The following is a 23687-nucleotide window of genomic DNA, read 5'->3' on the forward strand; positions in this document are numbered from 1 at the left end:
AGAAACATATTAAATCTTTCGCAGGAGGTAATATTCGATTTTTTCGATATCTTCTTTCATTCCAAGCTTTATGAGACTGTAAAGAACAAAGGCGTTCGTTATCAGCATCGGGATAACCCACAATCCGTTGAGGGCTGAGAAATTCCACCACAGGTGGAAAAAGCTTCCGGTGATCAGATAGGGGAGAACACTTGAGGTTTTCCCTTCAGCCTTGAGTCCAAGCCCCACTCCGGTTATTGCGGTGAATGTTGAATGTGCAACCGGTGTGAGAAAAGCCCTTGTGAGAGCGACGTCCTGCCCAAAGGACAGCCCGTACATGAGGTTTTCGAATGATGCAAAACCAAGTCCTGCCGCCACACCGTATACAACACCATCCATGACTCCATCCATCTGCTTTTTCCAGTACGGGATGAGCAATGCGAGAAACTTCGTGAATTCCTCGATAAACGGTGCGAGGTAGAATGTGAGGATAGCGGGAGTAATCTGTTCCAGCAGAAGAGCGAGTGTCGTTGAGACTGTTGAGGATGCCAGGAAAACTGCCACCACATATCTTTTTGGCTCCGACTCTATCCTATCCTTGCTGTAAACGTACCACAGGAGGAACAGAGCGGGTGCGTAAGACAGGATGGCTATCGTGGTGATGTCCATTGGCGTGGATTTATATTTGGCAATATTAAAACATTTTTCTCCTGTTTCTGTAATCGAGTATCATTTCCTCAAGCCTGTTCAGTGTCCTCTTTTCAATCTCTTCTATGGCTCTCTGGATTTCTGCATCAAGCCTGTCGGCTCTCACAAGAATGAAATCCTCAAACTGCTTTGTTTCGAGCCTCTCGAGGTCAATTATTGGGATCTTGCTCCTTTCAAAAACTTCTTTTGCGTAATGGGACATCTCGCCTGAGAACAGCACTGCCTTTATCCTTCTGTTTACCAGCAGTTCGGCGGCACTTTTTCCTCCACCACCGGCGTCGGAAATGTACACAACCTCGCCCTCATCAAGGCCTATGGTGGATATCAGCCTCTCTATCTCCTCCTTTGTGAACTTCCTCAGTGTTTTTATCGCCTTCCATCCTCTGAACTCGAGATACTTTATGCTTCTGAGCTCTTCTATTTTACTTTCAAGCTCCCTGATTGTTCTGTCCTTGTCGGCGATAACCTTTTTCAGGGTTTTTATTTCACCCTCGAGCGATTTGATGTGGTTCAGCTCTCTTACCTTTCTGTACTCTTCACTGGCGATTTTGTGGATTTTATCCTGTAACCTCTCAATTTCCTTTTTCAATTCTCTGATTTGAGTGCTGAGTCTTCTGTTTTCCTCTTTAAGTTCAGCAATGAGCCTGTCTCTCCTCTTTATCTCTTCCAGATCAAACCGGGGTTCAGTTTTCTCCTTAGACGGTTCATGGAATTCACTCTTTTCAATAAGGGATTTAAGGCTCATTCCCTTGATGATCCCGGCCTTTATCTCTTCAAAATCGAATCCTTCAGGAATGCGTTTTTCTATATTTCTGAACTTGTTTCTGTATGCATTGAATGCATCGATTGCGGAGGCAAGAGCGTCTCTTTCGTGGTCGTTGAATGGCTGGTAAGATGAGGTGAGAACCTTCTTTTCCACAGGCAGGTCCTCTTTTGGTGTGTACAGGGTGCAGTTAAAGGAGGCCCTCATTTTCTGAACGTATTCCGGGGCATTTTTTTTATCCGTGGCGATTATGACGGGCTTTCCGTGAGACAGTATGAACTCTGTAACCTCTGAATAGCTCCAGCCTTTTTTGCTTTTTACAGATATGACATGGCCGTTCAGGTCGAGAACTGCAACACCAACTGTGGTGCCGGGATCGATTCCGACAATCGTGTACCTGGTGTGCTTTTTCATTGGAATGAATTCGATTTTTTCCTTTTCAACGGCACTGACATTGACCTGGACATCTCTCAGCCTGAACGAGTTGATTGGAACGTTTTCTCTGGGACTGTTGACGATGAGAATTCCCCTGCTTATGCCCCCATATCCTCTCCTAATTTCTTCAACATACTCAAGCCCCTTTTCATCCAGAATCTTTTTTATCTCTCTGAAGACAGCCCTTACACTGTCGTGAACTTTCCTCCTGTATTTGTTCTGCCTCCATCCTCCTTTCCCCAGGCTCCTATTTCTCGAAACCTTTATCACGGTCTTGTCCGTGAAAACCGAAACTATCTCTCCGACACCGTATTTTGCAAGAAGAGCCGATGCTTTTGCCTCATCAAACGGATTTTTCGGATCCATTCTTATCCCGTATCTCTTTGCCAAAGCTGGAAGAGACTGCTTGCCTGCAGTTTGAACGATGTCAGTGGATGGAGGGATGGATTTGAGGAAAGACACAAGCTCCCTCCTGCTCTCAAACAGTTCGAAGATGTTGTCGACAGCTACAATATCGGGCCTTATTTCCTTTATGTATTTCAAAAGCCGGTGTTTTGAAACCTCCTTGCTCCATTCCGAGCCATCACTTATGAAATATGCAGCATATCTCGATTTTGCTGTTGCAGAACCTTTTATTATGTCAACCCCGATAATTTTCATGTTTCGTCTTTAATATATTTCATGACCTCTTTTAAATCTTTTTTCAATCTGTATGTTCTCTCAAAGTAATCGAGAACGTTTTTCACGTCTCGTTCGAGATATTCCTGGGCCATCGGGTCCTTGGTGTCAACAGATTGCGGAAAATCGATTATCCAGACACCATCGCTATTAACGAGAATGTTGAACTGACTCAAATCTCCGTGGATTATGCCACGGGCATACATTTTTTTGATCTCTTCCAGAATCATGTCAAGTACATCTCCCGGATTCGATATTTTCACCCTGAAAAGTTCCTTGGCATCTATGAGTCTTGTAACAACGGCATTCCCCTCCCATGCAACCGGCTGGGGAACGCTGGCATATCCATAAAGCTTTTTCAGGGCATTATATTCTCTTTTTGCAGACCTCACTGTAAGAACTGTGTAATGGAGGCTTCCGTAATCCCTCTTTTCCTTGACCTTTTTGAAGCTCGGATATCCGACTCTGTGGAACTTCACGACGACCTCGCCGTATCTCTCCGACATTGCATTGTACACAACGCTCTCCTTTCCCTCTCCCATGATGTTGCCCAGCATCGATACTGCGTTTTTATTCACCAGCCGTTTGAGTGAGAAAACCGAAAGACCCTTGAACGTAAAGCTCGCTCCGAGGTATTCAGTATATTTGTTTTCAGTTATTCTCATCCCACCGAGTTTTTTCAACGCGAGTTCTATCTTTTCCTCGCTAATTCCACATTCTCTGGCGATGGCATGAACGGGGACATACTCAAAATCCCACATGTTGTCAAAAATGGCGTTGAGGATGCATTCATCCTTTCTATCAAGTCCCCTGTAAAGCTCAATCAGGTCCTGCACATATTATTTAAACCAGACCCAGTATAAACAACTTTCGTGAACTGTTCCTACTGTAACAGGAAGGCCGTGTACTTTCAGAGACACTCAGGAAAACACCTGTGCAGAAAGCACTTTGTTGAAAATTTTCTGAAACGTGTAAAGAGAAGCATCAGGAAATACAGAATGGTTCGAAGAAACGAGAGAATTGCGGTGGCACTGAGCGGTGGAAAGGATAGTGTGGTGCTGGCACAGGTTTTAAAAACTCTCTACGGTGAGAGAAGGGACATTGAGCTTCATGCGATAACGGTTGATGAGGGTATCGAGGGCTACCGCCCCCCAACAGTTGAGATTTCCGAGAGACTCTGCAGGGAGCTTGATATCGAGCATCATGTCGTATCATTCAGGGATGAAATAGGACTTGAGCTGGATGAGATAGTTAAAAAGGGGAACAGAAACGCATGCTCATACTGCGGGGTTTTCAGGAAGTACCTTTTGAACAAAAAAGCGAAGGAAATTGGAGCCACGAAACTTGCCACAGGCCACAATCTTGACGATGAGACTCAGACAATTCTGCTCAATTTTCTCCAATCTGACATCGAGAGAATGGCGAGACTTGTTCCCTCCAGAGTTCAGAAGGGGCTTGTGATGAGAATTAAGCCCCTGAGGGAGATTTACGAGCGGGAAATTGTGGTGTATGCTCTGCTGCACAATCTTCCCGTCTCGCTTGAGGAATGTCCGTACAGCAGAGAGCCTGTGAGGGCTGCAGTAAGGGATTTTCTATACGAATTTGAAAACAAATATCCTGGCAGGAAGTTCTCGATTATGAGGAGTTTTGAGACACTCCTCCCGTGTCTGTGGGAGATGTATCCCCAGATTGATCTGAATAGCTGCGAGCTTTGCGGAGAACCAACCCCCAGAAGAATATGTCAGGCATGTGAGCTGAAGAGAGAGCTTGGTCTAATTTGAATCTTTTGAGCTATAGTACCTGATGGGCAGAACCCCTATTATTCCGGATACAAAAGCTCCGAAAAGTGCCATCATGAAGTAGTAAAGTGCGTTCTCCCTCAGATGTGCATAGGCCTCCGTTGACGAGATTATGTATACCGAACCTCCCCAGAAAATCAGACCGGCTGAAAACAGGAGAAACATCATGGATATGTATCTTCTCATGGGTTTCTTCTCAATGAATGCATCGAATATCCTTCCGACTATTATGCTGACCCCTCCTGCAATCGTCCACCACAGACTGCCATAGATGAACGTGGTTATGAGGTAAACGGCCCCTGCCGCAACAGGGCTGTTTAGAAGCTTCCAGACGCTGTTGAGGCCCTGAATAATACCGACAATGACGAGTATGAGCGAAACTATGTATGTGATGAATGAGAATCTCCCCTCGAGCAGGGAGTTCTTTATGGTCGAGAAGTAGTCTTCAATTGCGTAATCCATACCGTACGCCTTAAGCAGCAGGTATGACCCTATGAAGAACACGATAGTCCCGTACCCAATATCTCTCAATCCGAGCAGAGAGAATATTGAGAATATCAGCAGTATTATGCCAAGTGGTGACAGCGTGGCCTTTGCGATTTTTGGGTCTTCAAACATTTTTTTGATCAGGTAATACGTGCTTTCGAGACTCTTGCTCTGCTTGACAACTATTCTGTTCACGGCATCAACCTTGAATCTTGAGGATATTATCGGAATTACAAATTCGTCCTCGCTTCCATCAGTAACGAGGATGACATTGCTGGCGTTGAACTTCTTTTTGAGATAATCCACCTGCTCCGCTATTCTCGAGTCAGATATGACGCCCACATTCTCGTCCCCAGAAATGATCGCTATCTCGACGTCCTCGCCCTCCGTTTTCATCCTGTCGTAGATCTTTATTGCTCCGAATATCGTGTTCAGGTCACTGTCTTCAGGGTCAGTAATCCCGAGCTGGATTGCCGCATCCATGCTGGCCTTTCTTCCCACTATGGGCGTTTTGAACTCCGTTTTCCTTCCAATGTCATCGTCCCTGTCGATAACTATAATCAATTTCATTGTTCTATTCCGAATTTATTTCCATAAGTTTAAAACAATTTTTGTGTCCTGATGTGAAATTAAGTAAAATTTATAACAATCCTGTCAGACTGGGGTCTGGATGAGGGAAGTTTCCGTAATATGCAGGGGCGGACAGGGTGGCATAACCTTTGCAAGAATACTTGCGAGGGCCGGACTTTATGAAGGCTACTACACCCAGGCCATGCCCCAGTTCGGTGCTGAGAGAAGGGGGGCGAAGGTCATGGCTCATCTGCGTGTGTCAGAAACGCCCATAAGAAAAAGGTCAAAGATATCCCGGCCAGACATACTCGTGGTTTTTGATGACAGGCTGGATTTTGAAGTGAGTGCCTCAGAGCTTGTTGTCGTGAACACCGACAAGGAACTCAATAATCCCGGAACGATTGCCATAAATGCGAGCTCCATAGCTCTGAATTTTGGTCTGGTTGTGGCAGGATGGCCCGTCGTCAATTCGGCAATGAGCGATGCATTCTCTGCATGAGCTGCGTGGCGACTGCGAGCGTGGGTTACGTGAATGACCTCAGAAGGAAATTCAGGAGGGCGGGTAGACTTGAAGGATTCCGGTTTATACATGTTCACGCGCCATGCCCTCCCGGCTGGAGATTTGACGCCAGCATGACTGTGGACGTTGCGAGAATGGCTGTTGAAACACTTGCATGGATTCTCTGGGAGTATGACGGAAGGCTCAGGATATCGGAGCTTAGCAAAAGGGCAGCCATTAACAGAAGAGATCTTGAAGAGTATTTCAGAATACAGGGGAGATTCAAAACCTTCTCTGACAGCAGCCTTAAGAGAATCGCATTGGAGATTGAAGAGAAATACAGGATTCTTGAGCACTTAGAAAGTGAGCATCAATAAAAAGATTTAATAGCCTTTCATTTTTAGTTTTTGTTGAATGTTTGGCTGGGGAGAGATGGGGCTCGTGATAATCCTCGCACTGCTCCTGCTGGGCCCCGACAACATGGTCGATGCGGCAAGGAAAATGGGCAGGCTTTATGCAGAGTACAAAAAAGCCCGTAGAAGGCTTGAACTCGAAATACTGTACGGGTTCAGCCCCCCGGATGAATCCATTCTTCAGAAGGTGAATGAGGTCAGAGAGAAGTCCATTACCGAGTCTGTCAGGAAAAATATTGTTGAATTCGAGCAACCTAAAGATATAAATAATCGTGAATCGAGTAGTTCTGAAAGTGAGGTGAAACAATGATTGGTGGAGTCGGACCCAACGAACTGTTGCTGATTCTTCTGATTGCTGTGCTGCTGTTCGGGGCAAATAAGCTCCCTGAGCTGGCAAGAAGCATAGGTAAAGCCTCAGGCGAGTTCAAGAAGGCCCAGAGAGAGGCAGAGCTTGAGCTCGTGGAGTTCGAGAAAAGCCTCAGGGAAGGAAAATACGAAAACAGGGAAAAGGAGAAAAGAGAAAAGCTTGAGGAAATGGCAAGAGCGCTGAAAATCGATCCCGAAGGTAAAAGCGATGACGAACTCCTCGAGGAGATAAGAAAGGCAATTCCAAAAGAGAAGGCTGAGCCTTAACTCCTTTTTGGTTTTTATGAAAATTTTTGCCTGACAGGCGCCCATCAGTTTGCGTGTTTTCTCATAAAGTCACATGCGCCCGCTCCATTCAGGTTTTTCCTGCAGAGGGAGATGGTCGGGCAGGAGAGGTGAGCATAATAAATTAATACCCCCACCGACCCATTTTCTTCATGGAGAACATTCTGAAAAAGATTACGGATTACAAGTGGGAACTGCCAAAATCATACAAAACTGGCATGAGGGTGCCGGCTTATTTCTATATCAACAGAAAGCTCATGGAGATGCTGGAACGAGATGCGATGGTTCAGGCGGCCAATGTTGCAACAATGCCTGGAATACAGGTCGCATCCCTGGTTATGCCTGACGTTCATGTGGGGTATGGTTTTCCAATCGGTGGTGTTGCGGCGTTTGATGCCGAAGACGGTGTTGTAAGCCCCGGTGGAGTGGGTTTCGACATAAACTGCGGTGTCAGGCTTTTAACAACCAGTCTGAAGGTTGATGACGTCAAACCGAAAATAAAGACCCTTGTTGACGAACTCTTTGTTGCTGTTCCCTCAGGAGTTGGGAGTGAGGGGAGGCTCAGGGTTACCGACAGAGAGCTTGATGAGATATTTGTTGACGGTGTTAAATGGGCAATCGAGAACGGGTATGGTAGAAAGGAGGATGCAGACAGGTGTGAGGAGAACGGAGCGCTTGATGGAGCCAAACCAGAGGTTGTGAGCAAAAGAGCAAGAAACCGAGGAAGGGGCCAGCTCGGCACACTCGGCAGCGGTAATCATTTCCTCGAAATCCAGTATGTGGACAAGATATACGACCACGAAACTGCCAGAGCGTTTGGGCTGGAGGAAGGAATGGTTACCGTGATGATCCACACAGGCAGCAGAGGCCTCGGACACCAGGTATGTACCGATTTTCTGACCGTGCTTGACAAGGCCGTTAAGAAATACCGGATAAAGCTGCCAGACAGGCAGCTCGCCTGTGCCCCAATAAGCAGCAGAGAGGGAGAGGACTACTTTGGCGGTATGGCTTCTTCGGCCAACTTCGCATGGACAAACAGGCAGATCATAACCCACTGGGTGAGAGAAACGTTCCAGAAGGTATTTGGCATGAGTGAGGAAGACCTCGGAATGGACCTTGTTTATGATGTTGCTCACAACATCGCCAAGTTTGAAACCCATGTGGTCGAGGGGGAGAAATTCAGGGTCGTCGTCCACAGAAAGGGTGCGACCAGAGCCTTTGGACCTGGCAGTAAGGAAGTCCCGGCAATATACAGAGATGTTGGTCAGCCCGTGATAATTCCCGGAAGCATGGGAACTCCGAGTTACGTTCTCGTCGGGACAGAGAAGGCCATGGATGAAACTTTCGGCTCGACCTGCCATGGCAGTGGCAGGGTCATGAGCAGAGCGGCAGCGAAAAGAAAGCTGAGAGGAGACAGAATAAAGGCGGACCTCATGAAGGAGGGTATTTACGTCAGGGCCACGCACGGAGCATTGCTTGCTGAAGAGGCACCTCAGGCATACAAGAGCAGCGACGATGTTGTGAATGTCGTTGATCGGGCAGGTATCTCGAAAATCGTAGCAAGACTGAGACCGCTGGGAGTTGCAAAGGGATGATAAGGGAAATCAGCATTTCAGAAGGCATTAGGGCCTCGGATTTGATCAAGCAGATGAAGGACACTGCATACAATGCAAGAAGACTTGGCGAAGCTGCAGAAATCTACAGAGAGATGATTGAAAACAACAGCTTCATTTTTTTCACTCTTGCCGGAGCGATGATCCCTGCAGGAATGAGGGGAATAATCAGGGGGATCCTTGAAAAAGATTTTACAAGCGTTCTTGTAACGACCGGAGCCAACGTTACCCATGAAATAGCTGAGGCTCTCGGTTTCAGGCATGAAAGAGGGAGCGACGAGGTTGACGATGTTGAACTGAGCAGGGAGAACATAAACAGAATTTATGATGTCTTCATATCGAATGAAGCATTCGAAGGAGTCGAGGAATTTATTTCTCAGATACTGTCCGGGATGGATGGAAGATACACAAGCTATGAGCTTTTGTGGGAGATCGGAAGCCACCTTCCGAAGGATTCGTTTTTGAGGGTTGCTTACGAGAAAAAAATTCCTGTATTCGCCCCAACACTCCATGACTCGATTCTCGGTCTGCACATCTATATTTACGGCAGAAAGCTGGTGTATGATCCAATCAAAGACGTTGAGAAAATGGTTGATCTCTGTTTTCAGCATGAGAGATACGGAGTGGTCATCGTTGGAGGAGGCGTACCCAAGAATTTCACACTCCAGGCAATGCTGCTTGCACACGGCTACGATTATGCTGTCCAGATCACCACAGATTCGCCCCAGTGGGGTGGGCTTAGCGGAGCCACACTTGATGAGGCGAAGAGCTGGTGCAAGCTGAAGGAAAATGCGAAATCTGTAACAGCATACGTGGATGCGACGATAGCTCTGCCGTTGATTTATGCATATCTTGTTGATGAGCTTGGGGATAAATCCTGAGAAAAGTTATATAAAATCCAAGTACGAGGGAAGGTTAGATGATTGAAAGCTGGGAGGAATACAGAGTAATAAATGACGCGCTGAACAGGTTGGTAAACAATCTCGAAACCCTGCCCAAGGTAAAAAAGGCTATAGAGCATCTTATCAGGGCAGGAGGCAAAAGGACGAGACCTCTTGTGGTTTTGCTCAGTGCAAAGCTTGCGGGGGGAAAGTACGAGGATGTCATTGACATGGCAATGGCTGTTGAGCTGATTCACACCGCAAGTCTTGCCCATGATGATATCATAGATAGGGGTGTGGTCAGGAGAAATGTGGAAACTCTGAATGTTAAGTACGACCCGTCTCTGGCAATGCTCGTTGGAGACTGGCTCATTTCAAAATCTGTTGAGCTTACATCAAGGTATGGTCATGAAATTGTCAGGAATTTTGCAAGAACCGGTATGGTGATGAGCGAGGGGGAAATCCTCGACGTTTACAGTCTCACTGGTGATTTCAGCAGAGATGATTATTTCAGGTGTATTGAATCAAAAACTGCATCCCTTTTTGCTTTTTCAGCAAGAAATGCTTATAAATTCGTTTCAGGCGATTCTGAAGGTGCAGATAGGCTCTTCCAGTACGGACTGAATCTTGGAATCGCTTATCAGCTTGTTGATGACCTTCTCGAATTTCTGGAAATATTTGAAGAGAAGAAGAGCGAATTTGAGTCCATGACACTTCCGGTCATACTTGAGGCGAGGGTCGGCTTCAGAAATGCTGTGGACGAGGTGCTGGAACTGATCAGGAAATTTACCGGGATGAGCAAGGAGGCGCTCAAAACCTTCCCGAGCTGTGATGCGAAGGAAAAGCTCCTTCAGCTTGTGGACTACATGACCGTCAACATGATAAGGAACTATGTCACAAAAAACAGGGAGATAATCTCACTTCTTGAGGCGCACAATATCTGAGGAATTTCTGAAAACTCCTTCAATATCTTCTATTCCCGCACCTCTTAGAACCTTCACCGCCTGTTCCCCTGTTATGAAATCGAACGGAGAGTGGGAATCCGTGTTCAGTACGAGTTTGACCCCATACCTCTGCGCCATTTTTGCCACATGACCATTTGTCAGGCTGTGTCCTCTTCTCGAAGTAATCTCAAAATAAATTCCATTGTCCGAAGCAATTTCGCACGTTCTCTCGTCTACCAGTCCCGGATGGGCAAGTATGTCTATCTCTTCGTTTACAGCGCTAAGATTTGTGCCTTCCTTTACCGGTTCTGCAACCGTTTCACCATGCACAATGACGATTTCTGCTCCAAGCTCGCGGGCCATTCTGGCTGCCCTGCCAATGAGTCCGGGCGGGATGTGGGTCAGCTCAACTCCGGGAATCATCTTAATCTCATAATCCTCCATAAAATCTCTCAGTTTCAGAAGTGAGGATACGACATGATCCATGTTCGAGAAATCAACGTGGTCGGTGATTGCAAAAGCCTCATAGTTCAATGCCGAAAGCCTTCTGCATATTTCCGAGGGTATCAGCTCACCATCACTGAAAGTTGAATGGATATGAAGGTCAATCATACACAAGGGTTAAATAATGCCGGGATAATAATTTTTCCGTGGCAGGAATAAGAAGGCTTGTCCTGGATGTTTTAAAACCCCATGAACCGAGCAATCTGCTCCTTGCAAAGATACTCAGTGAGCTTGAGTTCGTTGACGGAGTAAACCTCAGCCTCTACGAAATAGACCAGAATACAGAGAACGTCAAAATTACAATAGTGGGCGATGATATGGATTTTGATGAAATTAAGAAAACGATTGAGAGTCTCGGGGGTGTGATTCACAGCGTCGATGAGGTTGTGGCGGGTAAAAGAATTGTGGAAACCGTGCTCACCGAACAGGACAGGTAACCGGGTAGATAAAACCAATAAGTTTTTATTGGGGTTTAAATTCTTTTTAAATCGATGGATTTGAATGTTTGCATAGTCGGTGCTGCGGGTGATGGTGTTAAAGAGGCAGGAGAGCTTGCGGCGGAGCTCTTTGCCCATTTTGGCTACAGCGTTTTTGTGTATCAGGAATACCAGTCCATAATTCGGGGTGGGCACAACGCCAGCATTGTGAGGATGTCGGACAGAGAGATAAATTCTCACAGAAAATACTTCGACCTGCTGATCTGTCTCGAAGATTACGCGTATGAACTGTACAAGCCCCATCTCAGGGGAGATCTGATCTACGATACCAAGTTCAAATGCGGGGGCATCGGCATTCCGATGACTGAAATCATCAAAGAAGAACAGGAACCCAACATTTTCAGGAATGCGGCATCGCTCGGTGCCCTCACCGCTTATCTCGACATTGAATTCGAAATTCTTGCAGGAATATTTTCGGACAGGTTTGGAGAAAGAGCCAAGGACGACATCACCATAGCAAAAGCCGCGTATGAGTATTACAGAAGCAGATACGATCCGAAAATGAAGCTCAAAAAAATAGGCAGAAGAAAAAAGCTTGTGTCTGGAGCGGTGGCAATAGCAGAGGGGTTGATTTCGGCAGGTTTGACCCATTTCTATGCCTACCCTATGACCCCGGCATCTCCAATTCTGCACCACCTCATAAAAAAGAGAGAAATCGTGGCATATCAGCCTGAAAGCGAGATTGCTGCTGTGGGCATGGCGATTGGAAGTGCTTATGCTGGAAAAAGAAGCGCTACCGGAACGAGTGGTGGGGGTTTTGCACTCATGGCCGAATCGATAAGTCTTGCCGGGATGGCAGAGATTCCCCTGCTTGTGATCGAGGCGCAGAGAACCTCACCATCCACCGGTATGGCAACATACCACGGTCAGGAAGACCTTTATTTTGCGATGCACCCGGCTCACGGAGAGTTTCCGATGGCTGTGGGATGCCCGTACAGTGTGGAGGATGCCTTTTACCTGTCTGCAGAGCTCATGAACATCGCATGGAAGTACCAGATTCCAGCCATTCTGCTCACCGATAAAAACCTCGTTGAAAGCTATAAAACGGCTGAAATCGAGAGAACTAATCTGATCGAAGAGATTGAAATTGTGGATAGCAGTGAAGGAGAATACAGGCGGTATGAAATAACAGAAAACGGAATCTCGAAATACGCAATACCTCCTGCCATTGTAAAGGCAAACTCCAACGAACACGACGAATTCGGTATAACCACCGACGATGCGTCGGTTAGAACTCAGATGCACGAGAAGAGGATGCTGAAAGAAAATCTGCTGAGAGAGGACATACGTGACAGGGCCTGGAAGTTCTTTTTAAGGGGTAAAGACACGGTTGTAACATGGGGGTCTACATTTGGTCCAGTTTACGAGGTTGCCGAGGAACTTGGATACAGTGTAGCGGTGCCGAGATACCTCAGACCGTTCATTAAACCCGGTCTTGATCAAGCCATCGTGGTGGAGCAGAACTATACCGGACAGCTTGCGAAACTTCTTGAGATGCACGGTGTTGAGGTTAGAAAAGTGAACAAATGGGATGGAAGACCGTTCACACCTGACGAACTCAGGGAACTTCTGGGGGGATAGGTATGAAGAGCAAGATAGAATGGTGTCCGGGATGCGGCAATTTTGGAGTCCTCAAGGCTTTCAGAAGGGTTATAGAAAGACTTGAGAGTGATGGGGTAGAAAGGGGCAGGATTGTTTCTGTTGCCGGGATAGGCTGTCATGGTAGAATGCCGGATTATCTCGATATACCCACATTCCACACAATTCACGGAAGAGTTCTTCCTCTGATGACCGGCATAAAGCTGGCAAACCCTGAACTTCTGGTTTCCGGATTTTCAGGTGATGGTGATGCTCTGAACGAGGGTATGGAGCATTTTGTGCATGCTGCTAAGAGAAATACTGATGTTGCTCTGTTTCTTCACAACAACCAAGTTTTCGGACTTACAACCGGTCAGTTCACAGCGACAACGCCCAGAGGAAAGAAAACGAGAACAACTCCAGCCGGAAACCCGGAATGGCCAATAAACCCGGCACTTATAGCCCTTGTATCGGGAGCAACATTCATTGCCAGGGGCTTTGCCGGAAATGTCAGCCAGCTATCTGATCTGATGTATGGCGCCATAAGGCACAGGGGATTCGCTTTTGTTGAAATCCTGCAGCCATGCATCACGTTCAACAACACCTGGGACCACTACCGGGAAAACGTTTACGTTGCTGAACCGGCAGAAAGTTTTGATGAAGCAGTAAAACTTGTCAGTGATGAGATGGCAACAGGATTGCTGTTCAGAACAGAAAAACAGACGTTTGAGGAGACCCTCCTCAGCTCACTGAAAGTGCCCAAAAAAGTTGTTAAAAGGATATGAGACCATGAGGACTTCAGTCAGACCCCTGAGGTTGTGTAAGATTTAGATGTTTCTTTCTTTCCACCAAGCATGGTGGAAATCGCCTTTATTATTCCACCCACTGATACAACGACCAGAATTCCTGCTGAAATCAATCCTCCAGCGAACAGAACATAAACAAACAACTCTCCTGACATATTCATCCCCTCTTGTACAGTATATAATTTGTCATTATTAGTATATATAATTTTTGACGAAATTATAATAGAAGCCAAAAAATAAATATTGAAGAGAATGCAATTTTTAACATGTATTTTTTAAAATATAATTAATGACTGCAGGAATGCGGAGCAGTAGAAAAAGATTATATTTCAGTGGGGAGTCTTTAAAGAAAAGAAAAAAGATAAGAAGGTGCATTAAACATGAGGTTCTTCGCAATAGGATTTGGTCAGGCTGGTGGAAAAATACTCGATCTATTCATGGAGAACGAGAAGCTCAGAGGGACGAATACACTCAAAGCTCTTGCAGTAAATACTGCACGAACAGACCTGATGGGGTTGAAGCATATTCCCCCGAAAAACAGAATTCTGATAGGACAGACGACAGTAAAGGGTCACGGTGTCGGGACAGACAACAAACTTGGTGCAAAAGTGGCCCAGGAAGAAATCGAGACAATCCTCAATGCGATTGACGAGATGGGGACGCATGAAGTTGATGCTTTTCTCATCATAGCCGGACTTGGAGGTGGGACCGGTAGTGGTGGCAGCCCGGTTCTTGCAAAATACCTTTCTGAAATGTATTCCGAGCCAGTATACTGTGTTGGCGTGCTTCCTGCGCCTGAAGAAGGTAAGCTTTACTCACTCAACGCCGCAAGGAGCATGATCACCCTCCTGAAATATGTTGATAACCTGATTCTTGTCGATAATGGTGCCTGGAAGTTTGAGGGTCTGAGTCTCAAGGAAAGCTACGCCAAGATAAATGAAGAGATCGTCAGAAGGCTTGCCATTCTTGCCAGAGCAGGAGAGCCAGTTGAGGAAAATCTCGTTGGCGAAATGGTCGTTGATAGCTCTGAGGTTATCAACACGCTCAGGGGTGGGGGAATATCCTCGATAGGCTATGCAACACTGCCAGTGCAGGAGAAGAAAAAAACGGGATTGTTCGGGCTTTTCAAGAAAAAGGAGACCGAACTGGTCACGGCTGAAGAGGACAAATCGACGAAAATCGCCACGCTCGTCAGGAAGGCTGCTCTTGGAAGATTGACAATACCATGCAACATATCGAGTGCAGAAAGAGCCTTGGTTCTTGTGGCCGGTCCGCCAGAATACCTGGACAGAAAGGGACTCGAAAAAGCCAAGCTCTGGCTTGAGGAGCAGATTGCCGGAGTGGAAGTCAGAGCAGGAGATTATCCAACCAGGAGGACAAAGCATGTTGCAGCGCTGGTTGTTCTTGCGAACGTGACTGAGATACCGAGAGTCAAACAGCTCCAGAAACTTGCAGCAGAGGCCAGGGAAGAGGTTGAGGAGGCAGAAAAGGTAAGAATAGAAAAGACAATTTCTCTGTTCGATGAAGAAGACCTTGAGCCACTATTTTAGTTCCATTATCTTTTTTACGGCGTGAGGCAGTTTTTCAATAACGTCGAGGGCCGTGAAGTTGTAGCCCTTTTCCTCAAAGCACAGATCTCCGGCATAGCCTGCAATAAATGCTGAGGCACATGCAGCGGTGAAGGCATCATCGTTTATTGCATAAAGCGCCCCCGCTATCCCTGCAAGCACATCGCCGGTGCCTCCGACAGTCATGCCAGCATTTCCGGTATCGTTGTACTTCGTTCTCTCTCCGTCAGATATTATGTCCCTTTTACCCTTGAGAATTATGCATGTGCCACTTTTCTCAGCAGCATCAATGACGTTAACCTCGCTGGCCTCCTTGCCAAATACCCTTCTGAACTCTCCGGCGTGAGGCGTCAGAATCGCATTGCAGTGGATGCTGGGCGACAGCCCTCCGGCGTCAATCACCATTCTTTCAACCCTTTCCGATATCTCCTCAGCCACATCTCCTTTATCGACTGTTCCCATGCCGAAAACAACAACATCATGTTTTTCAGCGAGCCTGGCAATCTCTGAAACGTTTTCTGTGGACAGTTCATCTCCGGGAATTGACCTTACGATGAGTTCCGGAGAGAATGATCCCGCCTGAGGGTATATGCTTTCAGGGACGGCGAGTGTTACGATGTCCGCTCCAGCCTTCAGGGCTGCAAGGGCAGAGAGAACCGGAGCGCCGATGTATGGAGAACCACCGACGACGAGAACTCTGCCGTGCATGCCCTTGTGAGCATGCTCAAATCGCCTGTAAGCCAGTTTGAAGTCTCCCGGTCCTGAAAGCTTCTCGAAAAGCTCCGGGATTCCAATGTCCTTAACCACGACTTCTCCTGCAAGTTCTCCCGCCCTGAGAAGCCCGGGTTTGGCCCTGTGGAATGTTACGGTGAGGTCCGCCCTAACGGCTGTCTCATATTCACCGGTATCTGCATCAAGTCCGCTTGGAACATCAACAGAAACTTTGAACCCATCAGATTCGTTTATCTTATGAATAATAGCTCTGTACGGCCCTCTCAGTTTACCCCTGAAACCTGTCCCAAGGAGGGCATCTATGATTATGTCTCCACCCTCGAACTCATAACTGCCCCACCTGCTAACGGGCATGCCAGCCTTTTCGAGAATGGACAGATTTCTCCTTGCAAGTTCGCTTTTGACATCTCCCGCCAGGACGATTTCGACATCAAAGCCTTTAAGAAATCTTGCAGCAACGAATGCATCTCCGCCGTTGTTTCCCGTTCCGGCGAAAATAACAACCCTGCCATGGTTGAATCTGCTGAGAATTTCCTCGGCAATGCCTTTTCCCGCATTTTCCATCAGCTGAAGTCTTGAAAGCCCAAAGAACTCGCAGTTTAAGTCAAGAGCGTTCATGTGTCTGGAGTCGATTGTTTCATGCATGTTCTTTATAGAAATTGAGTGAATTTATCAGTTGCGATGCTCAAAAAACTAAAAACCGGTGCTGAATGATTTGAACTGAGGTGATACTCTGGAGTGGTATTTCTACATTCTCACAATTCTGGCAGGAATCCTGTCAGGGTTCATAAACACGCTTGCCGGTAGCGGTTCGCTCATAACCCTTCCACTGCTGATTTTCCTTGGACTTCCCGCAAATGTTGCCAACGGAACAAACAGGGTCGCAATACTCCTCCAGAGCCTTGTGGGAATGAGAGGTTTTCAGTCCCACGGTTTTCTTGATCCAAAGTCATCTGTTCGCTTCGCTGTTCCTGCCATGATTGGGGCTGTTCTCGGCGCACAGATTGCGGTTGATCTGAACGAAGAACTGATGAGGAGAGTAATTGGGGCGATAATGGTCCTGATGCTTGTCATAATGCTCCTGAACCCCAAAAGATGGGTCGAGGGTGGTAAAGAAAGACACAGAATCGCTTTTCTCGAACCGGTGGTGTATTTCCTGACCGGCATTTACGGGGGCTTCATTCAGGCCGGAGTCGGGATATTCCTCATATCGGCACTCGTTCTGATTTCAGGAATGGATATTCTCAGGGCAAATGCCATCAAGGTTTTTGTAACTCTGCTCCTTACATTACCTGCTCTTGCAGTTTTCATGTTCAACGGTCAGGTGGTATGGACGGTAGGAGCAATTCTCGCTCTGGGTAGCATGGCCGGGGCGTATTTCGGAGTGAAGTTTGCGTCAAAGAAAGGTGCTGCTGTGTGGGTCCACAGACTCCTCGTTGCAATTGTGCTGGTTTCGTCCATGAAGCTCTTAGGGATTTTTAGCGTTATTCTCCTGTGGGTGAATTCCGTTTTTTAAAGTTTCAGGAACAATCTCTAAACTTATTATTACTCAATTGTATGGCATGGCTATCCAGTTAGTTGCTTAACTCAATCGAAACGTTTAAATATCGAACCGATATAGTATAAAACATGGTAGAGTTTGGTGAAAATAAAAACAAAATTGGAATTGCAAAGGGAACCGATTTTGAGGAGTTCGTTGAGAGAGAGTTTATGGGAGAGTGCATGGAGGTTGGACTTTATCTTGCCATGGCCAGACAGGCCGAGAGAGAAGGATATCCTGAAATCGCAGCCATACTTCAGAGAATCGCAATGGATGAAGCTTATCACGCAAGCAGATTTGCTGAACTCAATGGAAAGATAAAGGAGACCCTGAAGGAAAGCCTGGAATACATGCTCAACGGAGAGATGAAGGCGAACGTCCACAAGAGGAAGGTTGCCCTTGAGGCCAAGGAAAAGGGGCTTGACGAGGTGCACGACATCTGGGATGAAGCATCAAGAGACGAACACAGACACGCAATGGCTCTGAAGGGCATACTTGAAAGATATTTCAATGAATAACTTTTTTATCTCTTTTTTTAAAACATAATCCGTGAACAGCATATATCTTCCTCTCCACTACGGGAAGGCTCCATACTGGCTGCTGAACAGAATGAAAAAACTCGCAAAGCCAATTTTAACGCTGATAATTCAGGAGTATGGTGAGAGGGAGGTTATCAACAGGCTTTCCGATCCAATATTCTTCCAGAGCTTTTCAAACGTGCTTGGCTTTGACTGGAATTCCTCCGGTTCAACCACAGTCCTGACAGGTGTTCTGAAAAGCGTCCTCAACACAGACGAATTCGATTTGAGGATCGCCGGTGGAAAGGGCGGCAATGCCCTGAAAACTGTTGAGGAGATAGAAAAGTTTGCCAGCGAGCTTGGAATTGGTGAGAGAAAAAAATTCGAGCTTATACGGGCGAGCAGGCTTTCAGCAAAGCTTGACAGCGCTGCTCTGCAGGACGGGTACGACCTGTACCACCACACCATTGTCTTCACCAGAAAACACTTCGTTGTAATCCAGCAGGGGATGAATGAGAGCCTGAGAATGGCGAGAAGATATCACCTTAAAGATGCCAGCATCATTGAACCGCATTCCGGAATAATTACCCAGAGGTTCGAAAACAGCGTTATGGACTTGACCGCCGAAAATAGCGAGGAAGCAAGAAAAACAATCCTCGACATCGTCAATGACGGAACATACAGGTTTGATTTTTCGAAAATGCTCTCAATGGTGAAATACCGGGAATCGCTTGTCCCAAAGAGAGTGGACTGGAAGGCTCTTGAAAAGGCATACAGCCTCCAGCCCGACAGGTTTGAGGACCTGTTGCTGGTAAAGGGCGTTGGAAAAGGTGCAATCAGAGCGCTTGCACTCATAGCCGAGCTTGTTTACGACACAGAATACAGCAAGAAAGACCCGGCAAAGTTCAGCTTCGCCCTCGGAGGGAAGGATGGGGTACCATTTCCGGTTAACAGAAGAGATTACGATTCTGTGATTGAGTTCATGGAGGATGCAGTTAGGCAGGCGGAACTTTCCGACTTTGAAAAAAGGTCGCTGCTTGAAAGACTGGCTAAACTTTCACTCTCCCGAAGTAAAACCCGCTGATCGTGAAAACATCGAACTCCCTCACGTAACCAAAGATGAAACCTGCAGGCTTTTCAACATTCACTGCTGTTGAGCTGCACAGTTCATTGAAGGCCGGCATTACAATAATTCTTTTACCATCTAATTCACCGAAGAGCCAGGCTCTCTCCTTGTGTCCGGAGATGTAGTCCCTGATAAGCACCGCAGGGTGCGAATGTCCGAGAATTAATGTTTCCGCATCCCGCATCTCTTCAAACTCCTTGTGTCCGTGTGTGATGGTGGCATTCCCGACCTCAACAGAATCGTGGACCTCGTGAATCTCGTGAAGCAGACCATCGTGATTTCCTCTGAGGAGCAACAATTCGGAAACGTGTTCTTCGATCTCGCCTATTATTTTATCCACATGTTTGAGCTCGTACTTTCCGAGGCTGTGCTTGAAATCACCATTGATAACGAGCCTCTCGGATTTGCTCGAGAAAACAACTTCAAGTATTTTGTCTTTGATGCTGAAGTCAGGAAAACCCAGAATTCCCAGATGTATGTCTGCAATGACCAGTGTTTTCCCCAGTTTTATCGCTCCGCTTTCAGAGACCTTCATTTTTTGAATATTTCTTCCTCCACTTCATCTATATAGTTTCTCACGTCAATACCATTTTCCAGAGCGTAGAGTACTGCAACAACCTCCCCATCGAGAATATTTCCAAGCTCCATCTGCCTCGTGTTTATTTCTCTGATCACATCAGCCCTATCCCTTCCAAGCCTGAGGGATATTTCGTCCAGCAGTCTCTCAAATACATCCTCACTTCTGAATATTCTGTTCACATCCGGTTTGAATCCGGGAGGTACGTCAATGTCATCGATGCTGAAAGAGGGAGTCAGCAGACCGTCCTCTTCGCCGAGCAGCCCCTTTTTCTCTGCAAGATCAACGACCTTTTTGCTTGTTTCATGCGAGAAATACTTGAGATCGAACGAGAGCGTGTATGTCAGTTCCTTCCTGTCCATTTTTTTCTTGCCCTTCGACCTGAACGCAGATGCAATCGTTGGTTTGAGCATCGAATCAATTTCAGGTTGCTGGAAGATAATACTTACGATGCCTTTATAAATTTGAAACATAACCTCAGGCTATGTTCACGCTCAGAATCCGAAAGGTTGTTCACCACTCCGGAAGAGTGGCAACGCTTTACTTCTCTTCACCACTAAACTCGTATCCTGGTCAGTTCATAATGCTGAACGTTTTTGATATGGAGGAGATTCCCCTCAGTCTTTCCTCCAGCAGCAGTGTAACCGTCAAGGCCGTTGGTGAGACGACACGGAAGCTTGTGGAGTTCAGCGGCGGTGAGCTTGTGGGCATAAGGGGTCCGTTTGGCAGACCGTTCACACCTTCGAAGAAAGCCCTGATCGTTGCCGGAGGGATAGGAATTGCCCCGATGCTGTATCTGTATGAATATCTCAGAACATGTGATGCAAAAATCAGGGTGATATACGGTGGTAAAACGGCTGAAGACATGATATTTCCGGACAGGTTCGATGATTCTGTTATCCTCACTGAGGACGGGTCTCTCGGAGAAAAGGGCACTGTAACTGACGCACTGGCAGGAGAGGATTTTGAAAGGTACGAGAGAATTTACGTGTGCGGTCCAGAAGGGATGATTGACGCCGTGGTTAAAATCCTTGATGAGAACAATAGCCTCCATAAAGCCGAAATCTCGCTTGAAAGATACATGAAATGCGGAATTGGGGTATGCGGTTCGTGCGTTCTCGAAAATGGATTGAGGGTCTGCGCAGATGGCCCGGTATTCAGCGGCAGGGATTTGAAATAAAATTAAAAGAGGATATCAAGAGGTGGTTTTTTCAGAATCCCTCTTTCTTCAGCCATGTCGAAGAGGGTCTCAATGGCCTTGACGACGTTTTCGGGCATCTTGTACGTGTACTCATTCACGTACATCATCGCAAACCTCTTTGTGGTCTCGAAGTCCATCCCTCTCGAGTACTTCATGGCGTAGTCCGTGGCCTCGTCAGGGTTTTTGAGGGCATACTCTATGCTGTCCTGCATCGCTTTGAGAAATTTCTTCTGCAGCTCTTCAGGAACCTTCCTCGAGATGACGTTAACGCCAAGTGGCATTGGAAGAGAGGTCTTCTCCTTCCACCACTCCCACAGGTCAAGCACCTTTACGAGGCCATGTCTCTCGTAGGTGATCTGGCCCTCGTGTATCAGCAGGCCCGCATCAACCTCTCCAGACTTTACGGCGTCGATTATCCTGTCGAACCTCATTTCGACCGGTTCGTAATCGCTTACAGCCAGCTTCAGATAAAGACTTGCCGAGGTGTATTTACCCGGAATGGCTATCCTTCTGCCTTCAAGCTCGATGCCATCTCCTGCAACAACAATCGGACCGTATCCATCTCCAACACTTGCACCGGCTGAAAGGATTCTGTATCTGTCGCTCAGGTATGCGTAAGCGTGAACTGAGAGAGCGGTAACCTCTATGTTCTCCTGAAACGCCCGTTTGTTCAGACTCTCTATGTCCTCGATAATGTGTTCGACCTCGAAATCGAGTGGAATCCTGCCCTCCATCATTGCATAGAACATGAATGCATCGTCTGCATCTGGTGTATGAGCAACTCTGAGTTTCATGATCGTGAGAGGAGCGAAGGATATATTACTTTATCTCATAAAACGTGGGTATTCGTCCTGGGTTTTCAGAATCGCTCCAGCACTGAAGAGGCCTGAATTATCAACCTGAATCTCGCAATTACCTGATTTTCCAATTACAGGTTGATTCAGCTCCACGCAGAACATATCATGACTAAAACTTATAAATACTGTCTGTCCGGCGTCCAGGTTTTCTGCAAACCCACCATCTTTCGAAAAATCACCAAAAAGTTTATCTATTACTCCCGACCATAAATTTAAATTGGGGGTGCCGGAATAATCGTTTTATCAACGATGCCGCCGCCACCGATAAGTTTTATTGGCACCCCCCTATAGTGTTTATAGATATGGTTGCTTTATCCGAACTGTTTTTTGTTTGTTATATTTTAATTTTTAATTGTTTTATATCTTCTATGAGATAATTAATCTGGTGCTTTGAATCTTGTTGTCATATCATTTAGTTGAAGTAATCTACATTAGAGCATATATTATCTCTCGATTTCTTTCGAAAAGTAAATATACCAGGATTTCCTATGTTATATCAGACTAACAATAATGATGAGGATGTGGGGTGTTGGTGCAGTGATATCGCCTCAAGAAATGATGGTATTAAGCCAGTTTGAGAGTAAAGAACTTGAAATTTTCAAGGGGATTCTGAAAACAATCTCAAAAAGAGGAGTTCCAGAAATACTATTCTGTCTAAAACGAGGGGAGAAAAAATTTTCGCAGATTATGTTTGAAACCCGTCTAAACCCCGGCGTTCTTGGCAGACATCTAAAGGAATTGAAGTCCTTGAATATGGTCGATAAGGATGGTGATTACTACTTCCTTACAGATGTAGGAATTGGTGCTATTGAAATCTTGGAAGATTTGAAGAGATTAGCGGCATTAATCGGGAATTGAATTGTTCTTTTTAACAAATTTTGGTACGGTGCCCAACCACAACATCGCGGAATCATGTGGTGGTGCCGTTTTTTTGTATATTGCAATTGCCTTCATCCATGAGCAAAATTTAAGTAGGATAGTGTGATGTTATTAACTCTGATAGAATATGAAAAGTATGGCCACATTGGGTATTATCTCGCTCATCGTAATCAGTATCGTTTTTATAATGTATCATCAGATTCTTTCGGAAGATGACGCAAGTATGCCTGCATCCTTGAAAGAAACGAACCATATTTTGAAAAGTATGGCAAAAGTGTTCATCTTGATAGTCCTTATGATTCTTCTAATTGTGGTTGCCATAAGTTTACTGTTCAGAACCTGAATTGTGTGCAAACTATGTAACACACAAGTTATTTTAATTAACTTTCAGGTCTGAAAGTAAAATTTAAGACCTCGAACTTGAGCCAGAATAGTGTAAGTATCGGGGGTAACGAGCATGGCGTTGATCACGTGGAATGAAAGTTTCAGTGTCAACATTAGGGAGATAGATGAACAGCATAAGAAGCTTGTTTCCATGATAAATAGACTGCATGACGCAATGCTTGAAGGAAAGGGAAAGGAAATTATGGGTGAATTGCTGAACGATATGGTTGAATACACGATAACTCATTTTTCAACAGAAGAAAAACTTATGAAACAACATAACTATCCAGGGTATGTTAAGCACAAGGCGGAACATGAACTTTTTGTATCAAAAGTTGGTGAGTTCAAGGAAAAGTATGAAAAGGGACAGCTGGCATTAACTATGGAAGTCCTCAGTTTTTTGAAAAGCTGGTTAACAAATCACATCCTCAACTCCGACAAGAAATATGGACCTTTTTTCAACAACAAAGGAATTTACTAACAATTTTTGTATTCTCGAGG

Annotated in this window: 29 protein-coding genes; 18 read left to right on the top strand and 11 right to left on the bottom strand. The window is 46.0% G+C overall.

The window, feature by feature from the left end; translation table 11 throughout:
• Positions 1-9 precede the first annotated feature (9 nt).
• Genes LPQ35_RS10695 through LPQ35_RS10705 form a run of 3 tightly spaced genes read right to left on the bottom strand, consistent with a single transcriptional unit; the run spans position 10 to position 3399 of the window.
• Positions 10-648 (bottom strand): PrsW family glutamic-type intramembrane protease, encoded by a 639-nt coding sequence (locus LPQ35_RS10695; RefSeq protein WP_193807048.1) that lies wholly within the window; start codon positions 646-648, stop codon positions 10-12.
• A 25-nt stretch (positions 649-673) separates the two neighbouring features.
• Positions 674-2545 (bottom strand): DUF460 domain-containing protein, encoded by a 1872-nt coding sequence (locus LPQ35_RS10700; RefSeq protein WP_346297644.1) that lies wholly within the window; start codon positions 2543-2545, stop codon positions 674-676.
• Positions 2542-3399 (bottom strand): RIO1 family regulatory kinase/ATPase, encoded by an 858-nt coding sequence (locus LPQ35_RS10705; RefSeq protein WP_193807044.1) that lies wholly within the window; start codon positions 3397-3399, stop codon positions 2542-2544. The genes LPQ35_RS10700 and LPQ35_RS10705 overlap by 4 nt, the downstream gene beginning before the upstream one ends.
• 36 nt (positions 3400-3435) lie before the next feature.
• Between LPQ35_RS10705 and LPQ35_RS10710 the strand changes: the two genes are divergently transcribed.
• Positions 3436-4344 carry a TIGR00269 family protein gene (locus LPQ35_RS10710; RefSeq protein WP_193807042.1) on the top strand — a complete coding sequence of 303 codons (909 nt, stop codon included), beginning with the start codon at positions 3436-3438 and terminating at the stop codon, positions 4342-4344.
• On the opposite strand, the gene LPQ35_RS10715 is transcribed toward LPQ35_RS10710, so the two are convergent.
• The gene (locus LPQ35_RS10715; protein WP_193807040.1) at positions 4336-5418 is read right to left on the bottom strand and encodes a DUF373 family protein; all 1083 of its coding nucleotides are present in this window, start codon (positions 5416-5418) and stop codon (positions 4336-4338) included. The two genes, LPQ35_RS10710 and LPQ35_RS10715, sit on opposite strands and share 9 nt — an antisense overlap.
• 100 nt (positions 5419-5518) lie before the next feature.
• On the opposite strand from LPQ35_RS10715, the gene LPQ35_RS10720 reads away from it, so the two are divergent.
• From LPQ35_RS10720 to LPQ35_RS10750, 7 genes are all read left to right on the top strand, one after another.
• On the top strand, positions 5519-5917 hold the full coding sequence (locus LPQ35_RS10720; protein WP_193807038.1) for a 2-oxoacid:acceptor oxidoreductase family protein: 399 nt from the start codon (positions 5519-5521) through the stop codon (positions 5915-5917).
• 5 nt (positions 5918-5922) lie between these two features.
• Entirely contained in the window at positions 5923-6294 is a 372-nt protein-coding gene (locus tag LPQ35_RS10725) for a hypothetical protein (protein ID WP_193807036.1), read from the top strand.
• Between the two features lie 37 nt (positions 6295-6331).
• A complete protein-coding gene (locus LPQ35_RS10730; RefSeq protein ID WP_193807034.1) occupies positions 6332-6640 on the top strand; it encodes a twin-arginine translocase TatA/TatE family subunit in 309 nt (102 codons plus the stop codon).
• Positions 6637-6963 (top strand): twin-arginine translocase TatA/TatE family subunit, encoded by a 327-nt coding sequence (locus tag LPQ35_RS10735; protein ID WP_193807033.1) that lies wholly within the window; start codon positions 6637-6639, stop codon positions 6961-6963. Before LPQ35_RS10730 ends, LPQ35_RS10735 begins: the two co-directional genes overlap by 4 nt.
• A 170-nt stretch (positions 6964-7133) precedes the next feature.
• Positions 7134-8576 (top strand): RtcB family protein, encoded by a 1443-nt coding sequence (locus LPQ35_RS10740; RefSeq protein ID WP_193807032.1) that lies wholly within the window; start codon positions 7134-7136, stop codon positions 8574-8576.
• Positions 8573-9475, top strand: coding sequence for a deoxyhypusine synthase (locus LPQ35_RS10745; RefSeq protein WP_193807031.1), 903 nt, complete (start codon positions 8573-8575; stop codon positions 9473-9475). The genes LPQ35_RS10740 and LPQ35_RS10745 overlap by 4 nt, the downstream gene beginning before the upstream one ends.
• A gap of 38 nt (positions 9476-9513) precedes the next feature.
• A complete protein-coding gene (locus LPQ35_RS10750; RefSeq protein WP_193807030.1) occupies positions 9514-10419 on the top strand; it encodes a polyprenyl synthetase family protein in 906 nt (301 codons plus the stop codon).
• Here LPQ35_RS10750 and LPQ35_RS10755 read toward each other — a convergent pair.
• The gene (locus LPQ35_RS10755) at positions 10393-11031 is read right to left on the bottom strand and encodes a histidinol phosphate phosphatase domain-containing protein (RefSeq protein WP_193807029.1); all 639 of its coding nucleotides are present in this window, start codon (positions 11029-11031) and stop codon (positions 10393-10395) included. The genes LPQ35_RS10750 and LPQ35_RS10755 overlap by 27 nt on opposite strands.
• A 38-nt stretch (positions 11032-11069) precedes the next feature.
• On the opposite strand from LPQ35_RS10755, the gene LPQ35_RS10760 reads away from it, so the two are divergent.
• From LPQ35_RS10760 to LPQ35_RS10770, 3 genes are read left to right on the top strand one after another with little or no spacing between them, the layout of a single operon-like run.
• Complete coding sequence (locus LPQ35_RS10760) at positions 11070-11360, top strand: DUF211 domain-containing protein (RefSeq protein WP_048091183.1); 291 nt, start codon at positions 11070-11072, stop codon at positions 11358-11360.
• Positions 11361-11414: 54 nt separating this feature from the next.
• Positions 11415-13001: a 2-oxoacid:acceptor oxidoreductase subunit alpha gene (locus LPQ35_RS10765; protein WP_193807028.1), complete on the top strand. Its 1587-nt coding sequence runs from the start codon at positions 11415-11417 to the stop codon at positions 12999-13001.
• Positions 13002-13003: 2 nt separating this feature from the next.
• Positions 13004-13783 carry a thiamine pyrophosphate-dependent enzyme gene (locus LPQ35_RS10770; protein ID WP_193807027.1) on the top strand — a complete coding sequence of 260 codons (780 nt, stop codon included), beginning with the start codon at positions 13004-13006 and terminating at the stop codon, positions 13781-13783.
• A 17-nt stretch (positions 13784-13800) separates the two neighbouring features.
• Here LPQ35_RS10770 and LPQ35_RS10775 read toward each other — a convergent pair whose 3' ends face one another.
• Positions 13801-13959, bottom strand: coding sequence for a hypothetical protein (locus LPQ35_RS10775; protein ID WP_193807026.1), 159 nt, complete (start codon positions 13957-13959; stop codon positions 13801-13803).
• Between the two features lie 225 nt (positions 13960-14184).
• On the opposite strand from LPQ35_RS10775, the gene LPQ35_RS10780 reads away from it, so the two are divergent.
• A complete protein-coding gene (locus LPQ35_RS10780) occupies positions 14185-15354 on the top strand; it encodes a tubulin/FtsZ family protein (RefSeq protein WP_048091179.1) in 1170 nt (389 codons plus the stop codon).
• On the opposite strand, the gene LPQ35_RS10785 is transcribed toward LPQ35_RS10780, so the two are convergent.
• A complete protein-coding gene (locus tag LPQ35_RS10785) occupies positions 15346-16749 on the bottom strand; it encodes an NAD(P)H-hydrate dehydratase (RefSeq protein ID WP_193807024.1) in 1404 nt (467 codons plus the stop codon). The two genes, LPQ35_RS10780 and LPQ35_RS10785, sit on opposite strands and share 9 nt — an antisense overlap.
• Positions 16750-16921: 172 nt before the next feature.
• On the opposite strand from LPQ35_RS10785, the gene LPQ35_RS10790 reads away from it, so the two are divergent.
• The 3 genes from LPQ35_RS10790 (at position 16922) to LPQ35_RS10800 (ending at position 19246) form a co-directional block, all read left to right on the top strand.
• Positions 16922-17620 carry a sulfite exporter TauE/SafE family protein gene (locus LPQ35_RS10790; RefSeq protein ID WP_346297731.1) on the top strand — a complete coding sequence of 233 codons (699 nt, stop codon included), beginning with the start codon at positions 16922-16924 and terminating at the stop codon, positions 17618-17620.
• A 113-nt stretch (positions 17621-17733) separates the two neighbouring features.
• The gene (locus LPQ35_RS10795) at positions 17734-18162 is read left to right on the top strand and encodes a ferritin family protein (protein WP_193807022.1); all 429 of its coding nucleotides are present in this window, start codon (positions 17734-17736) and stop codon (positions 18160-18162) included.
• A 31-nt stretch (positions 18163-18193) separates the two neighbouring features.
• A complete protein-coding gene (locus LPQ35_RS10800) occupies positions 18194-19246 on the top strand; it encodes a DUF763 domain-containing protein (RefSeq protein WP_193807020.1) in 1053 nt (350 codons plus the stop codon).
• Here the strand turns inward: LPQ35_RS10800 and LPQ35_RS10805 are convergent.
• Together LPQ35_RS10805 and LPQ35_RS10810 are read right to left on the bottom strand one after the other, a co-directional pair.
• Positions 19212-19823, bottom strand: coding sequence for a metallophosphoesterase (locus tag LPQ35_RS10805; RefSeq protein WP_193807018.1), 612 nt, complete (start codon positions 19821-19823; stop codon positions 19212-19214). The two genes, LPQ35_RS10800 and LPQ35_RS10805, sit on opposite strands and share 35 nt — an antisense overlap.
• On the bottom strand, positions 19820-20278 hold the full coding sequence (locus tag LPQ35_RS10810; protein WP_193807015.1) for a DUF2240 family protein: 459 nt from the start codon (positions 20276-20278) through the stop codon (positions 19820-19822). Before LPQ35_RS10810 ends, LPQ35_RS10805 begins: the two co-directional genes overlap by 4 nt.
• Positions 20279-20349: 71 nt before the next feature.
• Here LPQ35_RS10810 and LPQ35_RS10815 point away from each other — a divergent pair, with 71 nt between their 5' ends.
• Complete coding sequence (locus tag LPQ35_RS10815; RefSeq protein WP_193807013.1) at positions 20350-21045, top strand: dihydroorotate dehydrogenase electron transfer subunit; 696 nt, start codon at positions 20350-20352, stop codon at positions 21043-21045.
• Between the two features lie 2 nt (positions 21046-21047).
• Here LPQ35_RS10815 and LPQ35_RS10820 read toward each other — a convergent pair whose 3' ends face one another.
• Positions 21048-21860 carry an MqnA/MqnD/SBP family protein gene (locus LPQ35_RS10820; protein WP_193807011.1) on the bottom strand — a complete coding sequence of 271 codons (813 nt, stop codon included), beginning with the start codon at positions 21858-21860 and terminating at the stop codon, positions 21048-21050.
• A 582-nt stretch (positions 21861-22442) separates the two neighbouring features.
• On the opposite strand from LPQ35_RS10820, the gene LPQ35_RS10825 reads away from it, so the two are divergent.
• Positions 22443-22781 carry an ArsR family transcriptional regulator gene (locus tag LPQ35_RS10825; RefSeq protein ID WP_346297645.1) on the top strand — a complete coding sequence of 113 codons (339 nt, stop codon included), beginning with the start codon at positions 22443-22445 and terminating at the stop codon, positions 22779-22781.
• Between the two features lie 216 nt (positions 22782-22997).
• Here the strand turns inward: LPQ35_RS10825 and LPQ35_RS10830 are convergent, their stop codons facing one another.
• The gene (locus tag LPQ35_RS10830) at positions 22998-23123 is read right to left on the bottom strand and encodes a hypothetical protein (RefSeq protein ID WP_346297646.1); all 126 of its coding nucleotides are present in this window, start codon (positions 23121-23123) and stop codon (positions 22998-23000) included.
• A 136-nt stretch (positions 23124-23259) separates the two neighbouring features.
• Between LPQ35_RS10830 and LPQ35_RS10835 the strand changes: the two genes are divergently transcribed.
• Positions 23260-23667, top strand: coding sequence for a bacteriohemerythrin (locus tag LPQ35_RS10835; RefSeq protein WP_193807007.1), 408 nt, complete (start codon positions 23260-23262; stop codon positions 23665-23667).
• Positions 23668-23687 lie beyond the last annotated feature (20 nt).

This window comes from Geoglobus acetivorans (assembly GCF_039641995.1).
Taxonomy (GTDB): Archaea; Halobacteriota; Archaeoglobi; order Archaeoglobales; family Archaeoglobaceae; genus Geoglobus; species Geoglobus acetivorans.

Excerpts from the sequence above, each read along its gene's own strand:
- LPQ35_RS10695 (WP_193807048.1), bottom strand. The coding sequence starts at position 648 with ATGGACATCACCACGATAGCCATCCTGTCTTACGCACCCGCTCTGTTC.
- LPQ35_RS10700 (WP_346297644.1), bottom strand. The coding sequence starts at position 2,545 with ATGAAAATTATCGGGGTTGACATAATAAAAGGTTCTGCAACAGCAAAA.
- LPQ35_RS10715 (WP_193807040.1), bottom strand. The coding sequence starts at position 5,418 with ATGAAATTGATTATAGTTATCGACAGGGACGATGACATTGGAAGGAAA.
- LPQ35_RS10720 (WP_193807038.1), top strand. The coding sequence starts at position 5,519 with ATGAGGGAAGTTTCCGTAATATGCAGGGGCGGACAGGGTGGCATAACC.
- LPQ35_RS10730 (WP_193807034.1), top strand. The coding sequence starts at position 6,332 with ATGTTTGGCTGGGGAGAGATGGGGCTCGTGATAATCCTCGCACTGCTC.
- LPQ35_RS10735 (WP_193807033.1), top strand. The coding sequence starts at position 6,637 with ATGATTGGTGGAGTCGGACCCAACGAACTGTTGCTGATTCTTCTGATT.
- LPQ35_RS10740 (WP_193807032.1), top strand. The coding sequence starts at position 7,134 with ATGGAGAACATTCTGAAAAAGATTACGGATTACAAGTGGGAACTGCCA.
- LPQ35_RS10745 (WP_193807031.1), top strand. The coding sequence starts at position 8,573 with ATGATAAGGGAAATCAGCATTTCAGAAGGCATTAGGGCCTCGGATTTG.
- LPQ35_RS10750 (WP_193807030.1), top strand. The coding sequence starts at position 9,514 with ATGATTGAAAGCTGGGAGGAATACAGAGTAATAAATGACGCGCTGAAC.
- LPQ35_RS10755 (WP_193807029.1), bottom strand. The coding sequence starts at position 11,031 with ATGATTGACCTTCATATCCATTCAACTTTCAGTGATGGTGAGCTGATA.
- LPQ35_RS10765 (WP_193807028.1), top strand. The coding sequence starts at position 11,415 with ATGGATTTGAATGTTTGCATAGTCGGTGCTGCGGGTGATGGTGTTAAA.
- LPQ35_RS10770 (WP_193807027.1), top strand. The coding sequence starts at position 13,004 with ATGAAGAGCAAGATAGAATGGTGTCCGGGATGCGGCAATTTTGGAGTC.
- LPQ35_RS10775 (WP_193807026.1), bottom strand. The coding sequence starts at position 13,959 with ATGTCAGGAGAGTTGTTTGTTTATGTTCTGTTCGCTGGAGGATTGATT.
- LPQ35_RS10780 (WP_048091179.1), top strand. The coding sequence starts at position 14,185 with ATGAGGTTCTTCGCAATAGGATTTGGTCAGGCTGGTGGAAAAATACTC.
- LPQ35_RS10785 (WP_193807024.1), bottom strand. The coding sequence starts at position 16,749 with ATGCATGAAACAATCGACTCCAGACACATGAACGCTCTTGACTTAAAC.
- LPQ35_RS10795 (WP_193807022.1), top strand. The coding sequence starts at position 17,734 with ATGGTAGAGTTTGGTGAAAATAAAAACAAAATTGGAATTGCAAAGGGA.
- LPQ35_RS10805 (WP_193807018.1), bottom strand. The coding sequence starts at position 19,823 with ATGAAGGTCTCTGAAAGCGGAGCGATAAAACTGGGGAAAACACTGGTC.
- LPQ35_RS10810 (WP_193807015.1), bottom strand. The coding sequence starts at position 20,278 with ATGCTCAAACCAACGATTGCATCTGCGTTCAGGTCGAAGGGCAAGAAA.
- LPQ35_RS10815 (WP_193807013.1), top strand. The coding sequence starts at position 20,350 with ATGTTCACGCTCAGAATCCGAAAGGTTGTTCACCACTCCGGAAGAGTG.
- LPQ35_RS10820 (WP_193807011.1), bottom strand. The coding sequence starts at position 21,860 with ATGAAACTCAGAGTTGCTCATACACCAGATGCAGACGATGCATTCATG.
- LPQ35_RS10825 (WP_346297645.1), top strand. The coding sequence starts at position 22,443 with ATGTGGGGTGTTGGTGCAGTGATATCGCCTCAAGAAATGATGGTATTA.
- LPQ35_RS10830 (WP_346297646.1), bottom strand. The coding sequence starts at position 23,123 with ATGGCAACCACAATTAGAAGAATCATAAGGACTATCAAGATGAACACT.
- LPQ35_RS10835 (WP_193807007.1), top strand. The coding sequence starts at position 23,260 with ATGGCGTTGATCACGTGGAATGAAAGTTTCAGTGTCAACATTAGGGAG.